Origin of the sequence: Hyunsoonleella aquatilis (assembly GCF_014270105.1) — a bacterium.
GTDB classification, from domain to species: Bacteria; Bacteroidota; Bacteroidia; order Flavobacteriales; family Flavobacteriaceae; genus Jejuia; species Jejuia aquatilis.
The window spans coordinates 153,296-168,085 of the sequence record NZ_JACNMF010000006.1 but is presented as its reverse complement, the minus strand read 5'-3'; the positions used below and the strand labels follow the sequence as shown (position 1 = coordinate 168,085).

Genomic DNA, 14,790 nt, shown 5'->3' with positions numbered 1-14,790 from the left:
GCCATAAATCTACCCATCATTGGGTATTGCATCAACCAAAATTAAATGCTATTATTTAACATAAATATTGACTATGAGAAAACTAACCTTCCTGTTTACACTTTTAATCTTTTTGGGATGTTCAAAAGATGATAACAATGTAGAAGATTCATCGATTACTGGCACAATTAAACTTCCAATTGGCAGTCAAATTAATTCAGATTTATTACAAGTAAATTCTTTTGCCGGAAATAGTGAAGTGACTGATAACAATTATAGTGTTGATATTAATGAACTTGAAACCAATTTCTTATATGTTACAGACCAAACTGATAAAGTAATCTTAATGGGATTCAATTATCCTAATCAAACAGATTTCACTATAGATTCAGAATCCACGTTAATAGCCATGTTTATGTCATTGCCATTATCCCAGACATTAACAACTCAAGGGAAAATAGATTTATTAAATAGCCTTAAGCAAGGGCCTAACTTCGAAAGTTTAAAAATTGAACTTGAACAATTAATAGCTCAAGGTATATCACCCCTTGATACAAATCAAAATACTTTTGCTTCAAATTTTGTTTCATTTTTCCAGCAAAATGCAAACAAAAAAGCTTCTATTAAACTAAATGACAATCCAGTCACAATATTTCAACAAAATAGAGAGTTTATTTTTCAAAACCCTGGTAAAACATACTCAACTTACATTGGAATCTATAAAGATAATCAACGACTAGAATCTATAAAACTAGATAGAGTTACTTTTGTTCCAACATCCATTTCAGAAATCTTCCAAAGTATTCTTGACAATATTACAAATGATGTTGATATTGTCGAAAGTCCATATACATTACCTGCCGACAATGGTGATTATGAAATTAGAATAAGAACAGGTAGACAATTTAGTAATCAGGGAGATTATGAAGCTGCACTAGCATTGGGAGCCAATATAAAAGATATAGCGATGGATATATTTTTAGACCTAATCCCTTCTAAAAATGGTTCAAACCTTCAATGCGCACAGGCTCTTGCAGGCAACTTTGAAACATTTTTAGGTTCTGTAGATGATTTTCAAAATATAAATTCAGTTCAGGATATCTTGACATTTACATACAACAAAATTCTAGCTTTCATAACTACTTCAGAAAATGTGTTCTTTGGATGTAATCCACCTAACTCTTCAATTTCTATTTTAATAGAATCTATTCAAGATAAAATTAGTTGGTTAAAGTGGGTAGGAATTATTGGAAGTTCTGGTAATTTATCAATAGCAGCTTATCAATGGTTTACTGATGACGCGATTATAGATAAATGTTATTCTGTGAATGGTAATGATGTGCAAGAATGTGAAAATCAAATTGATATTGTTGGTACATGGTCATTAAATGATAATGGAATAACTTGCAGTTCTGGTCAAGAATATGGAGGTCCAACACCAATGACATTTTTTGAGGACGGCACACTTGAATATATTGCTGGTAGCACAGGAACATATGAATTTGATGGGAATAATTTGTCACTAACTTTTGGTTATGATTTATTTAACTTAGAATTTCAGTGTGATGATAATTCAACATTGTTACATGATCAATTTGTCGATGGCAGTTTTGAGGGAACCTTCAATGGAACCAGTTTTATAGGAACATTTACTTATTCAGTGAATAGAATACCTAATTTAGATTCTTGCAATGGAACCTCAGACTCGTCTTGTTCAGGAGCAATGACAATCTCCCAGTAGTAGATAACAAGTTAAAAACTGCACACAACAATGGCTATAAGTAATTGCTCGTTCTCGCCTACTTATGAAAATCCTCGCGGATTTTCAGTTTGGTGTGTAGATGCTAAGTTAAGTGCTAACCCACGCAACTACTCATAGCCGATGCCGTTGGGCGTAATTAAACCTCACAGCAAAAGTCATTGCTAACTACATTTATACGGATTATTTTATTATATTTGTACGTATAAATGATTTGTTATGGACACAAAATTAACTTTAAAGCTCAATCAGAGGATTATTGAAAAGGCAAAGGAATATGCTTCTAATAAAAAGATGAGCCTATCTCGAATTGTAGAAGCCTATTTACAATCCTTGACTTCTGATAACGATACTTCTGAATTCGAGATTTCACCTTTCGTGAAAAGTATCTCAACGGGAACTGAAATTCCAGCTGATTTGGACTATAAAAAAGAATATTCTGATTATTTAATCGAGAAGTATAAATGAGCAAAAGGATTTTTATAGACACAAATGTAATGTTGGACTTTTTAGGAGAGCGAAAACCATTTTACGAACCGATTGCAAAAATTGCAACGTTGGCCGAAAAAGAAAAGCTGACAATGGTTGTTTCGCCTATTTCTTTTGCAACAGTAAACTATTTTATAGCAAAATTTGAGAACGAGAAAATTGCAAGAGAAAAACTTCGAAAATTTAAGATAATCTGTGAAATATGCTCTCTCAATGAACAAACGATTGAAAAGGGACTTAATTCTTCGATAAAAGACTTTGAAGATACATTGCAATATTTCAGTGCGACCGAATCAGAATGTGAAATTATAATAACAAGAAACGGAAAGGACTTTAAGAAATCATTATTACCTGTAATGACAGCAGATGAGTTTTTAAAATCTCTGAATAAATAATAACTACACCCAACAATGGCTATAAGTAATTGCTCGTTCTCGCCTACTTATGAAAATCCTAGCGGATTTTCAGATTGGTGTGTAGATGCTAAGTTGTGCTTCATTATTTCTTACTTATACGGAATTAAATAATTATTCTAACTTTAGAGAATTTCCAATCAATGATAAAATTCTTTAGAAAAATTAGGCAGAACTTACTTTCGGAAGGAAAGACTGGAAAGTATTTTAAATATGCCATTGGAGAAATCATTCTTGTCGTTATTGGAATTTTAATTGCTTTGCAGATTAATAATTGGAATGAAAACAGAAAAAATAAAAATGCCGAGGCTGATTATTACTGTAGAATTTTAGACGACTTTGAGTTAAACGACAAATTAATTAATGAAACTTCTAAACTCACAACTGATAAAATTAAGCTTTGTAAAGAGCTAATATTAGACTTAAACAAATCACCTAATGACAGAGGTGAACTACTCAATAATTTTGTACTTGCTTTAAGACAAGACGTTTTTGTACCCAGCAATATTGCTTTTGAAGACATAACATCTTCGGGACAGTTGAAACTGTTGACGGATTTAGAGCTTAAAAACAGACTCATTCAGCATAGTACATTTTTGAACAATATTCTAAATCTACTTCAAGAGAATAGGAATGAAATTCTTAAAAGAATGAGTGATTTTGAATTAATATGTCATTTCGGGTTTCAAGATATTGATTACCTAAATCAAGAGCTCGACAAAGAACTATTAGACCTATTACCAAAAAATGATTGGACAAATGAGCCCAATAATCCAATATTCGTAAAGTTTCAAGATAATCTTGTTTTTTTTATTGCTATGCTAATCAGACAGAAACAACATTTATCTAATTTGAAAAAGGAAATGCAAGAACCTATAGAATTATTAAAAAATAAAAAGTGTAACTAACGAAAGCAAAACAACAGGTATAATCCCTAGCTATGCATTTTTAAAATTTAGAATATTCCTTACCTTTAAATCGCACTGATTCCTATGACCGAATTCTAATCGAATTCAATCGTTTAGGAAACATAAAGCGATATTCCTATGAATAAATCTTATAAATAAAATATGCTATCAAAATTCTACAACATTAAAAATTTAAAAGGTGATTTTACCGGAGGTTTAGTAGCCGGAGTAGTTGCGCTTCCTTTGGCACTGGCCTTTGGTGTACAATCTGGTATGGGTGCCACTGCAGGTTTATACGGCGCTATTGCCGTTGGTGTTTTTGCCGCCATGTTTGGCGGTACCGAAACACAAGCTAGTGGGCCAACTGGACCGATGACCGTCGTTTCAGCAACACTTGTAGCAGTAGCTATTGAAATGACAGGAAGTCTTGAAAATGCTATGGGGATCATTTTAGTGGCCTTTTTATTGGGGGGCTTATTTCAAGTGATTTTCGGGTTTTTAAATATTGCCGGTTATGTAAAATACTTCCCCTACCCTGTGGTATCGGGATTTATGAGCGGCGTGGGACTAATTATTATTATTCTGCAGCTCTTTCCTTTTGTTGGACTGGGCTCGGCAAAATCCACTTTGGCGGTAATTCAAGATTTTCCAAGACTTTTTCAAGAGGCCAATCTTTATGCTTTGCTGTTAGGGGGTGTTACCATTCTTATTTATTTCGTGTTTCCAAAAATTACTAAGGCCATTCCTAGCGCATTGGTGGCTCTGATTGTAGCGACTTTAATCGCTTATTTTACAAAAATGGATGTGCCTTTAATTGGTGAAATCCCATCTGGTTTGCCCTCCTTTCAATTGGGAGGAATTTTAGATATTGATTCTAGTGCGTATAGTACAATTTTGGAGTATGCTATTGTTTTGGCTGTTCTTGGAAGTATTGATTCTTTATTGACTTCTGTTATAGCTGATAATATGACCAAAACAAGACACAACAGTAATCGCGAATTGATTGGGCAAGGTATTGGAAATATGCTTGCGGCAGCCATCGGCGGTATTCCGGGTGCAGGGGCCACCAAAGGCACTGTTGTAAATATTAATGCGGGTGGAAGAACACGATTATCTGGAATTTTGCATGGCCTCTTTCTTTTAGCTGTATTGCTAGGTTTAGGACAGTTGGCGGCCCATATTCCGCTTTGTGTACTGGCGGGTTTGCTCATTCCAATCGGTTTTAAAATTGTAGATTTTAAAGGGTTGAAACACTTATTAAAAGTACCTAGGGCAGATGCTATTGTTTTGGTTTTAGTGTTGTTGATTACCACTTTCGGTAGTTTGATTCAAGCGGTTGGCATTGGCGTGGCACTAGCATGCTTGTTGTTTATGAAAAAATCCGGTGATATTAGCGAACAAGGATTAGAGGTTGGTGCCGTTGCAGATATTGATGGCAACAAACCATGGCAGGACGAAATAGAATTCTACGAAAAATACAAAGACAAAGTCATCATCAAACATTTGTACGGTGCCTTGTTTTTTGGGTTTACCTCGTATTTTAAAGATCAAATAAAAGGACTACCCAATGAAGTAAAAGCTGTGATTCTTAGAATGGATCGGGTGCCTTATATGGACCAATCGGGTTTATATACTTTAGAAGATACCATTTTTGATTTGCGTGAAGAAGGTATTGAAGTATTGTTGGTAGGCTTAAAAGAACAGCCTATGGATATGCTGGAAGCAGTAGATATTATTCCTGATTTAGTGCCAAAAGCTGATGTTTTTGAAGAGATTGATGATGCTTTTGGGTATTTGAAGGGGAAGTTGAAGGGTTGATATATTGAAACGTAAACTCCATTGAATTATAACAACACCATGAAAAAAATATTAATCGCTTTTGTAGCTTTAGTATTATTTCTTTCCTGTGGTTCAACACAACAGGCATCAAAAAATACCGCTCAGATTCTGAGAGATAACAACACATTTGTGGTCACTGAAATAGCCAAAGACAAAACCTATGGCTATTCTCCCAAAAATCCCGTTGAAGTTGGCGGTGCCAAAGACTCCGAAGGTCCAAAAAATGAAAGACGGTTTCTTAATGCATTAGCTGGGCCTAATGGTGAACAAATTTCATACTATAGAGATGGAAGCTGTTGCCCAGTGAAAAGCAACAATGATCCTTTTGGCTTTGGTAGCGTAATGCTGGATAATTATCGGGTGACATGGGAAAACTCAAAAGATACGGTTTCCATCTATATCAATATGTATGACTCAGGACCTCTGAAAGCCCCTATTGGCTTTACTATACGAAAGTAACTATTTCAAATTAGAGTGTTTATGCCGTTGCCTTCCCAATCAAATGAAAATCCAAATGCTTTTTAACTAAATCGGTATTTTTTACTTTCACCACTACTTCATCGCCTAACTGATACATGGTTTTGGTACTTCGTCCCACCATGGCATAATGGTCTTGATCGAAAGCGTAATGATCATCAGTCATATCCCGGACGCTTACCATACCTTCGCATTTATTGGAAATAATTTCCACGTAAATACCCCAATCAGTCACCCCTGAAATCACCCCTATAAATTCCTGATCTTTATGGTCTTCCATAAAACGAATCTGCATATATTTAATGGAATCCCGTTCAGCTTTAGTAGCCAGCATCTCCATATTGCTGGAATGTTGGCATTTCTTTTCGTAACTCTCTTCGTTGGCAGATTTACCACCATCTAAATAATGCTGTAACAACCGATGCGCCATCACATCCGGATAACGACGGATGGGTGAGGTAAAATGACTGTAGTAATCAAACGCCAATCCATAGTGCCCGATGTTGTGCGTGGTATATTCGGCTTTGCTCATGCTTCGTATCGCCAAGGTATCCACTAAATTTTGCTCTTTTTTACCCACTACTTCTTTAAGCAAGTTGTTTAAAGAGGCGGTGGTGGACTTTCTATCCTTAAAATTCAGTTTATAGCCAAAACGTCCTACCACATTTTGAAGCGAAGCTAGTTTTTCATCATCCGGTTCGTCGTGCACACGATAGACGAAGGTCTTTTTTGGTGATTGCTTGCCGATAAATTCTGCTACTTTTTTATTGGCTAATAGCATAAATTCTTCAATCAGTTTATTTGCATCCTTGCTGGTTTTAAAGAAAACACCTTCGGGATTGTTATTTTCATCCAGATTGAATTTGACTTCAACTTTATCAAACGAAATAGCACCGTTTTTCATACGTTTTTTACGCATGATTTTGGCCAGTTTATCTAAGGTTAGAATAGCTTGTGCTAGTTCTGGAGTGGTATTGTAGGCTTCTCCAGTTAGTGAAACTTCAGCAGGAATTTTATAATTGATCTTGCTTTTTTCTTGCACTTCGTCCCGATAGCTATCGGGAGCGCTCAGTGTGACATTCTGCTCAATAACAGATTGTGCTTCTTCGTAGGCGTACCGTGCATCACTGTAAATAACAGTTCGGCCGAACCATTGGTGTTTAACCTCGGCATTCTCATTGATTTGAAAAACTGCCGAAAAGGTATATTTTTCTTCATGCGGTCGTAAAGAACAAGCATTATTGGACAATACTTCAGGCAACATAGGTACTACCCTATCCACCAAATAAATTGAGGTAGCACGCTCAAATGCTTCATCGTCCAAAAGAGTACCTTCTTTCACGTAATGCGACACATCGGCTATGTGAATACCTATTTCATATAGCCCATTATCCAGTACTTTAAAAGACAGAGCATCGTCAAAATCCTTGGCATCCTTTGGATCAATGGTAAAGGTTAAATCCTTGCGCATATCACGGCGTTTGGCAATTTCGCTTTCTGTGATTGAAGTATCCAGTTCATTAGCAAAAGCTTCTACTTCATGTGGAAATCCATGTGGCAAACCATAATCCGCTAAAATCGCATGGATCTCAGTTTGGTGTTCCCCTGGTTTTCCGAGTACTTGTTTCACTTTTCCATAAGGTGAATCTGCATTTTCAGGCCAGTCTTCCAATGTCACCAATACTTTATCACCATCCTCTGCTTTTAAAGTCTTGCTGATAGGAACAAAAATATCTTTGTACATTTTTGTGCTGTCCGGTACCACAAAGGCATAATTGCTGTTTTTTTGGATTTGAATCACTCCAACGTATTCAGACTTAGCTCTTTTTATAACATTTGTGATTTCACCCTCTATTTTCCCGCGTTTGCGACGTTTGTAAGCGTAAAATTCTACCTCGTCACCATTCAAGGCTTTGTTGATATTGTTGGAGGCAATAAACACATCCTCATCAAAATCCTCTGAAATTACATAGCCCGAACCTCTGGCAGATATATCCAAAATACCCGTATGATATTCTGCATTAACAATCGCTTTAAACTTGCCACGGTCTACTTGTTGTATTTCCTCTTTTATGGCAAGTTTGGCTAGTGTTTTTATAATTTGATTACGACTACTAGCATCGTTAACACCTAGTTTTGAAGCAATTTGTTTGTAGTTAAAAGTTTGGTTTCTATCTTTTTTTAAAATGCTTAAGATGGCATTTGTTAGGTTAGGGATTCCTTTTTTTCTGGATTTCCCTCGTTTCTTTCTTTTCATTTAATTCTTTTCTTCATGTTTTAATTTCCAAGGTTTTGGAAATTTTAGTATTCAATAGCATCAGGCGAAGAGTTTGCTATTTGTTTCAACAAAGTTAGGGTTTTAATATTAAATGGATGTTTTAGAAACTTAAACTATTCTATAATTATTTTTTTCGTGGATTTTCCTTGATTAGTTTCAACTTCTATAAAATAAAATCCACTTGTTAACCTCGAGACATCAATACTTTTCTCTTTCGTAGAAAACAAAAATTGTTTTTGGATATTGTAAATATTAATATTTTTCAATTGAATACTTTTTTCTAGGTTTATGTTTACTACTTCTTTTGCTGGGTTGGGATAAACTAATACTTCACCACCCTTAACAACTTTATCTATACTCAATTCTTCTGAAGCTAGAAGTCTTGCAATTCTATTTCTTCCTTCTTCATGAAACTCATGAAAAGTCCCACCAATAATAATCTTACCGTCATCTTGAATCGTTAATGTATGTACATAATCCCTGTATAAAAAATGATCATCTTTACTTATTCCAGTACTAAAACTATCGTCCACACTACCATCTGAATTTATACGAACGACATCATTCATGTCTTGGTTATCAACCTGGTTAATATCTCCTCCTAAAAGTATTTTTCCATCACCCTGAAATGCTACAGCTCTAATATCGCCAACTCCCACAATGGAAAAGGTATCATCCAAAATACCATCTGGTTGCATTCTTACCATAGATGACACGTCTGTACCATTATATTCATTAAACCAGCCGTAGACAAGAATTTTTCCATCGTTTTGTAAAAACACACCCTTTACCACATCATTAAAACCCTTTCCTCCTGAGGCAAATGTAAAGTCTACGTTACCATCCATATTTAGACGTACAAAATTGTCAAATAAGTAACCATTGTATCTTCCAAAATCTCCTCCTATAATTATTTTATTATCATTTTGAACTACTACTGACCATACCTTACTATCACTTAGAAGAGTAGCCTCAGTAAAACCTGTATCTATGCTTCCATCACTATTTAATCTGACTATTTTAGACCTTCCAGTACCATTATAATTTATAAAATCCCCGTAAAGCAGTATTTTACCATCTTGCTGTATTTCTATACCATAAACCGAACCATCATCCTCATCAATGATTCCATCTGTAAAACTTGTATCTATGCTTCCATCACTATTTAAACGTCTTACTCTATTAACAATTCTATTATGATTTGAAGTACCTGTACTCCTATTTAAAACACCTGAACCGACAATTATTTTACCATCACCCTGAACCTTAAGTATCTCGACAACTGAAACATAGCTAACAACTAATTCGGCATCAAAACTAGTATCCAAACTTCCATCTTCTGTATTCAAACGAGCTATATTGTTAACTAATTTGCCATTATATCTATTAAAAGAACCTCCTATAAGAATTTTGCCGTCACTCTGTTTTGCAGATGTATAAACGTTATGATTAGCGCCCGTTCCTTCATTGAAACTCATATCTAGACTACCATCTGAACCTAGCCGTGCAAGTCCGTTAATGTATATACCATTAAAATTTTCAAAATCACCGGAGATTACTATTTTACCATCACTCTGAATCACCATTGTTCCAATATATGGGCCACTTTTACCATCATCCGCACCAGTTCCAGTATTAAAGCTTGTATCCAAACTACCGTTGGTATGTAAACGTGCAATTCTATTTACAGTCGTTTCGTTATATCCAGGAAACGTGCCAGAAATAAGTATTTTACCGTCACTTTGAATCTTAATACTAAACAGAGTGCCATAAATACCCGTTCCTGTATTAAAACTAGTATCTATACTACCATCGCTATTCAGACGTGCAAGTCTGCTTGCTAGAATTCCATTGTATCTTTTAAACTGTCCTCCTATTACAATTTTGCCATCATCTTGAACAACCATAGCATTAATGGCGTTATCCGGGCCTGTTCCAGCATCAAAATTGTTATCCAAAGTACCATCTTTGTTTAAACGAACTAAACCATTTGCTTCTTCATTATTAAATAAATCATAATCTCCTGAGACAAGAATATTTCCATCGGCTTGAACTGCGAGTTTACTAACATAACCGTTTGTACCAACTCCGGAATCAAAAGTGGTGTCTAAACTACCATCGCTATTTAGGCGTGCTATTCCGCCTACAAAAATATTATTAATAGTTCTAAAACTTCCACCCAAAACAATCTTACCGTCATTTTGTACTGCTAACTCAGTGATAGGCTTGTCCGTTCCAATACCTACATTAAAGCTAGTATCCAAACTTCCATCGCTATTTAAACGGGCTAAGTAATTGACCACAACACCGTTATATTCATTAAAGTTACCTGCTATCAGGATTTTGCCTTCACTTAGAATTATTATTTTATAGATACGCCTATTAGTATTAACCCTTCCTTTTATAAAACTATTATCTATGCTACCATCATTGTTTATACGTGTCAAAGCTACTCCCTTTAAATCTGGCCTTGATTGATACGGCATTGCAACAACAATCTTCCCATCGTTTTGGATAGCCATAGCCCTCGCGTCCATAATATCCTTGCCGAACCCATAATCATTAGAGTTAAATGAAATATCTAAAGATCCCGGTTGCTGAGCAACTACACTTAATGAAAATAATAGGAGTAAATAAAAAACTTTCATAAATAGCTTATTGATTTTAAACAACATACTTAATAATACTATAATTTAAAAATACAAAAAATCACTTAATTGAATAAGAGAAATCTTCAAAAAGGATTTTATATCTGCAGAATATAGTTAATTCTAAACAATCTATTTTATAAATACCTTTTTTGTTAATTTGCCTTGGTTAGTTTCTACCTCAATAAAATACATACCACTTGCTAATTTACTTACGTCTATTTTTGAGGTTTTTACTGAATACAAATATTGGCTTTGTAGATTATAAATATTTATCTGTTTTAGTTCTAAGCCTTTATTTAAAGTAATATTTAAATTGTCTTGAACAGGGTTTGGGTATATGTGAAAATTATTTTTCCTTAAATAAGTGAGGTTTAGGTTTTCACAATTTTCATTAAAACTGGCATCAGCGTCTTTACCTTCAAACCAATTGGCATCACTGTAGGTAGCATCATCTACCTCAATACAACTTAAATTTTCATTATTGATTGCTTTAAAAAAAGTAAAACTAGTATTGTTTCCATTTTTAACATTTAAGCTAGTCAAACTGTTATTTTGACATTCCAAATATTTTAAATTGTTGTTAGTGCTAACATCTAAACCGGCTAGTTTATTATTATCACATTTTAAAGTTGATAACAATGCGTTTTTGCTAACATCTAAATCACTTAAGTTATTGCCAGAACAATATAAAAAATACAAACCAACATTATTATTAACATCCAAGCCATTCAAATTATTAAACGAGCAATCTAGAAAATAAAATGCAAAATTATTACTAACATCGAGGCTGCTTATGTTATTAGTAAAACAAAATAAAGTTTGTAAAGAAGTATTTGTACTAATATCTAAAGCGCTTAATTTATTATCCCAACAGTATAACTCCTCTAAAGTTGTAACTGAATTTACATTTAAATTGGAAAGCTCATTTTTTGAGCAATTCAATCGCCTTAAAACACTATTTGAACTTACATCTAATGTACTTAACTGATTATTAAAACAATCTAACCACTCTAAATCTACATTTTTTGAAACATCCAAATTTGTGATGTTATTATTCTTTACTATTAAATCAATTAATCTAGTATTTGTGGCAACATTTAAAGCAGTTAATTTATTATTTCCACCCTGTAAAAATAAAAGGGATGTATTACTAGAAAGATCTAAACCAGAAATAAGATTATGATCACAATACAAGGTTTTTAGTTCTATATTTGATGATGTGTTTAAGTTCTGTAAGCTATTATTAGAACAGTATAATTCTTCGAGGCTAACAAAATCAGCAATTCCTGTTAAATCTGAAATTTCTCTACCAGAAATATCTAAAGATTTAAGATTAGTAATATTACTAGTTAGTACAAAATCATCTAAAACCGTATCGTAACCGAAATCAATTAAAGCTTGCTCAAAATTATTATCGGGTACGTAGGTATTCATTAAAGAAAAAACATTGCTGTTTTCACTAGTTTGGGTTTGACCAAACATAAAAAACGGACATAGTATTAATATAAATACTTGCTTCATTTCCCAATTTTTAATTGATTATTATCTTCTTAGCAGATTTTCCTTGATTGGTTTCAACCTCAATAAAATAAAGCCCACTTGCTAATTTACTTACGTCTATTTTTGAGGTTTTTACTGAATACAAATATTGGCTTTGTAGATTATAAATATTAACCTGTTTTAGTTCTAAACCTTTGTTTAACTGGATATTCAAAATATCTTTTACTGGATTTGGATAGTATGAAAAATAATCTTTTTCAAAACTCTGTGTTGATAAAACTGCGCTTAAATCATATAATCTTACATGACCAGCTATATCGTTAGATACCGCACCAATGGCAACAACTGAAGCATCCGAGGATATACTTAAACTATATCCTGAATAATCTTGCTGAAATTCTCCATCAATATTTTCCCCTATTTGTGTCCATACATCATTTTCATTCTTAAATATTCTTACATGACCTGCATATAAGCCAGAGTCGTTATGGTTATTAGGGGCAGCAATAGCAACTATTGATCCATCTGCGGAGATACTCACTTTAGAACCTGACTCGTCATTCATAGATTCTCCGTCAATATCATTTCCTATTTGAGTCCACACATTATTTATATTTCTAAACACTCTTACATGTCCTGCTTTTTCGGCAGTGCCATCATTAGTTGGAGCACCAACAGCAATAATAGAACCATCAGATGATAAACTTACACTAAATCCAAAAGTATCTCCGTGCTCCTCACCGTTAATATCACTTCCTATTTGAGTCCATACATTATCTATATTTCTGAAAACCCTTACATGTCCTGATGAACGTCCATTGCCATCATTACGATGAGCTCCAATGGCTAAAACATCACCATCTGATGATAAACTTATGCTAGATCCTGAGTAATCAGCTTCAGCTTCACCGTCAATATCGCTTCCTATTTGGGTCCATACATTATCTATATTTTTAAACACCCTTACATGTCCTGAAGTACCTCCATTGTCGTCATTATAAGGTGTTCCTATTGCAACTATAGAGCCATCAGATGAAATACTTATACTATAGCCAAACTGGTCATCTTCATTTTCACCGTCAATACCACCTCCTATTTGAGTCCAAATATTATTTATATTTTTAAATACTCTTACTTGTCCTGAATCTTCCCCATTTGCTCCATCATTGGTAATTGAACTAATAGCTACAACATTTCCATCAGAAGATAAAGACAAACTCCACCCAGAAAAATCGGTTTTTTTTTCACCATCGATATCTCCACCTAATTGAGTCCAAACATTGTTTATATTTTTAAATACTCGAACATGACCCGCTCCTATTGCCTTACCAGCATTAAGATATGCGCCTATAGCTACCACCGAACCGTCTGAAGATAAGCTAACACTACAACCCGAGTAATCGTTCATTGATTCACCATCAATATCATCTCCGATTTGGATTTGGCTAAAACTTATAAAAGGAACTAAAAGCAAAAAGAGTAAATTTTTCATAAAAAATATTGTTAATTTAATATGCAGTATTAATAGCCTGATAAACATAAAGACAATTACTTACAAGACAAAGAGATTTCGATAAAAGGATAACTTATCCACATTATATATCATATAATTATTTTCTTTTTAAAATTTAAAAAAATAAATGATGATTATGATAGCTTGTGAATAGCGGTATAACTTTTTTAAGCTTTATTTTGAATTGTTTCTTATTGAATATTGTTGATAGGAAATCAACAGCTTAAAAATTGGTAAAACGTTAGAATATAATGGCTTTCATTTTTCTATCAACAATTGTTTAAAACTACTATTGACAAACTATTTTTAATAAGTATTAGTATTAACAAAGCTGAAAAGTATAGATTGTGGTGCTGATAACTTAACCAAAAATTTACATTAACTATTTTGGATGTTATCTAAAGGTTATGGATTGAAAATTTAAAGTGATTTTCCTAATAATTTTTATAAAAATCCGTCAAGAGATATTAACAAGTCATCAAAAGGCTAGTTAACAGAAATAGGTTTTAGTAACTTTGCAATTCAAACGACTTATTTATCAATATCATGACAATTTCAATAGGAAACGATCACGCAGGCACGGATTATAAATTTGCAATAAAAGACTATTTGGAAAGTAAAGGCCACACCGTTAATAACTATGGTACGGATGTACACGACAGTGTGGATTACCCTGATTTTGTGCACCCTGTGGCCAAAACTATAGTTGATAAATCGGCTGATTTTGGTATTTTGATTTGTGGTAGCGCGAATGGCGTAGCAATGACGGCCAATAAATACCAGGACATTAGAGCTGGATTGTGTTGGACAAAAGAGATAGTTAGCCTTATCCGTCAACATAACAATGCCAATGTATTGTGTATTCCTGCGCGTTTTACAGCTATTCCTCAGGCGATTCAAATGGTTGACACGTTTTTGAATACCGATTTTGAAGGTGGAAGGCATCAAAACCGCATTGATAAAATTCCCTTGTCCTGTTAAATC

Annotated in this window: 11 protein-coding genes; 7 read left to right on the top strand and 4 right to left on the bottom strand. The window is 33.9% G+C overall.

Annotated features, from left to right (window positions below):
• Positions 1 to 73: 73 nt before the first annotated feature.
• From H7U19_RS16035 to H7U19_RS16010, 6 genes are all read left to right on the top strand, one after another.
• Positions 74 to 1,720, top strand: a complete 1,647-nt coding sequence (locus H7U19_RS16035) for a hypothetical protein (RefSeq protein ID WP_186563890.1) — start codon at positions 74 to 76, stop codon at positions 1,718 to 1,720.
• 237 nt (positions 1,721 to 1,957) lie between these two features.
• Positions 1,958 to 2,206, top strand: coding sequence for a DUF6364 family protein (locus H7U19_RS16030; RefSeq protein WP_186563889.1), 249 nt, complete (start codon positions 1,958 to 1,960; stop codon positions 2,204 to 2,206).
• Positions 2,203 to 2,622 (top strand): type II toxin-antitoxin system VapC family toxin, encoded by a 420-nt coding sequence (locus tag H7U19_RS16025; RefSeq protein ID WP_186563888.1) that lies wholly within the window; start codon positions 2,203 to 2,205, stop codon positions 2,620 to 2,622. The genes H7U19_RS16030 and H7U19_RS16025 overlap by 4 nt, the downstream gene beginning before the upstream one ends.
• Positions 2,623 to 2,783: 161 nt before the next feature.
• A complete protein-coding gene (locus tag H7U19_RS16020) occupies positions 2,784 to 3,548 on the top strand; it encodes a DUF6090 family protein (protein ID WP_186563887.1) in 765 nt (254 codons plus the stop codon).
• 162 nt (positions 3,549 to 3,710) lie between these two features.
• Positions 3,711 to 5,366, top strand: coding sequence for a SulP family inorganic anion transporter (locus H7U19_RS16015; protein WP_186563886.1), 1,656 nt, complete (start codon positions 3,711 to 3,713; stop codon positions 5,364 to 5,366).
• Between the two features lie 39 nt (positions 5,367 to 5,405).
• The gene (locus H7U19_RS16010) at positions 5,406 to 5,846 is read left to right on the top strand and encodes a 2-dehydro-3-deoxyphosphooctonate aldolase (RefSeq protein ID WP_186563885.1); all 441 of its coding nucleotides are present in this window, start codon (positions 5,406 to 5,408) and stop codon (positions 5,844 to 5,846) included.
• Between the two features lie 19 nt (positions 5,847 to 5,865).
• On the opposite strand, the gene H7U19_RS16005 is transcribed toward H7U19_RS16010, so the two are convergent.
• From H7U19_RS16005 to H7U19_RS15990, 4 genes are all read right to left on the bottom strand, one after another.
• Positions 5,866 to 8,121 carry a ribonuclease R family protein gene (locus H7U19_RS16005; RefSeq protein ID WP_186563884.1) on the bottom strand — a complete coding sequence of 752 codons (2,256 nt, stop codon included), beginning with the start codon at positions 8,119 to 8,121 and terminating at the stop codon, positions 5,866 to 5,868.
• Between the two features lie 134 nt (positions 8,122 to 8,255).
• Positions 8,256 to 10,790 carry a T9SS type A sorting domain-containing protein gene (locus H7U19_RS16000; protein WP_186563883.1) on the bottom strand — a complete coding sequence of 845 codons (2,535 nt, stop codon included), beginning with the start codon at positions 10,788 to 10,790 and terminating at the stop codon, positions 8,256 to 8,258.
• 132 nt (positions 10,791 to 10,922) lie between these two features.
• Complete coding sequence (locus H7U19_RS15995) at positions 10,923 to 12,314, bottom strand: T9SS type A sorting domain-containing protein (protein WP_186563882.1); 1,392 nt, start codon at positions 12,312 to 12,314, stop codon at positions 10,923 to 10,925.
• A gap of 10 nt (positions 12,315 to 12,324) precedes the next feature.
• On the bottom strand, positions 12,325 to 13,785 hold the full coding sequence (locus H7U19_RS15990; RefSeq protein WP_186563881.1) for a T9SS type A sorting domain-containing protein: 1,461 nt from the start codon (positions 13,783 to 13,785) through the stop codon (positions 12,325 to 12,327).
• 567 nt (positions 13,786 to 14,352) lie between these two features.
• On the opposite strand from H7U19_RS15990, the gene rpiB reads away from it, so the two are divergent.
• Positions 14,353 to 14,787, top strand: a complete 435-nt coding sequence (gene rpiB / locus H7U19_RS15985; RefSeq protein ID WP_186563880.1) for a ribose 5-phosphate isomerase B — start codon at positions 14,353 to 14,355, stop codon at positions 14,785 to 14,787.
• Positions 14,788 to 14,790: the final 3 nt, after the last annotated feature.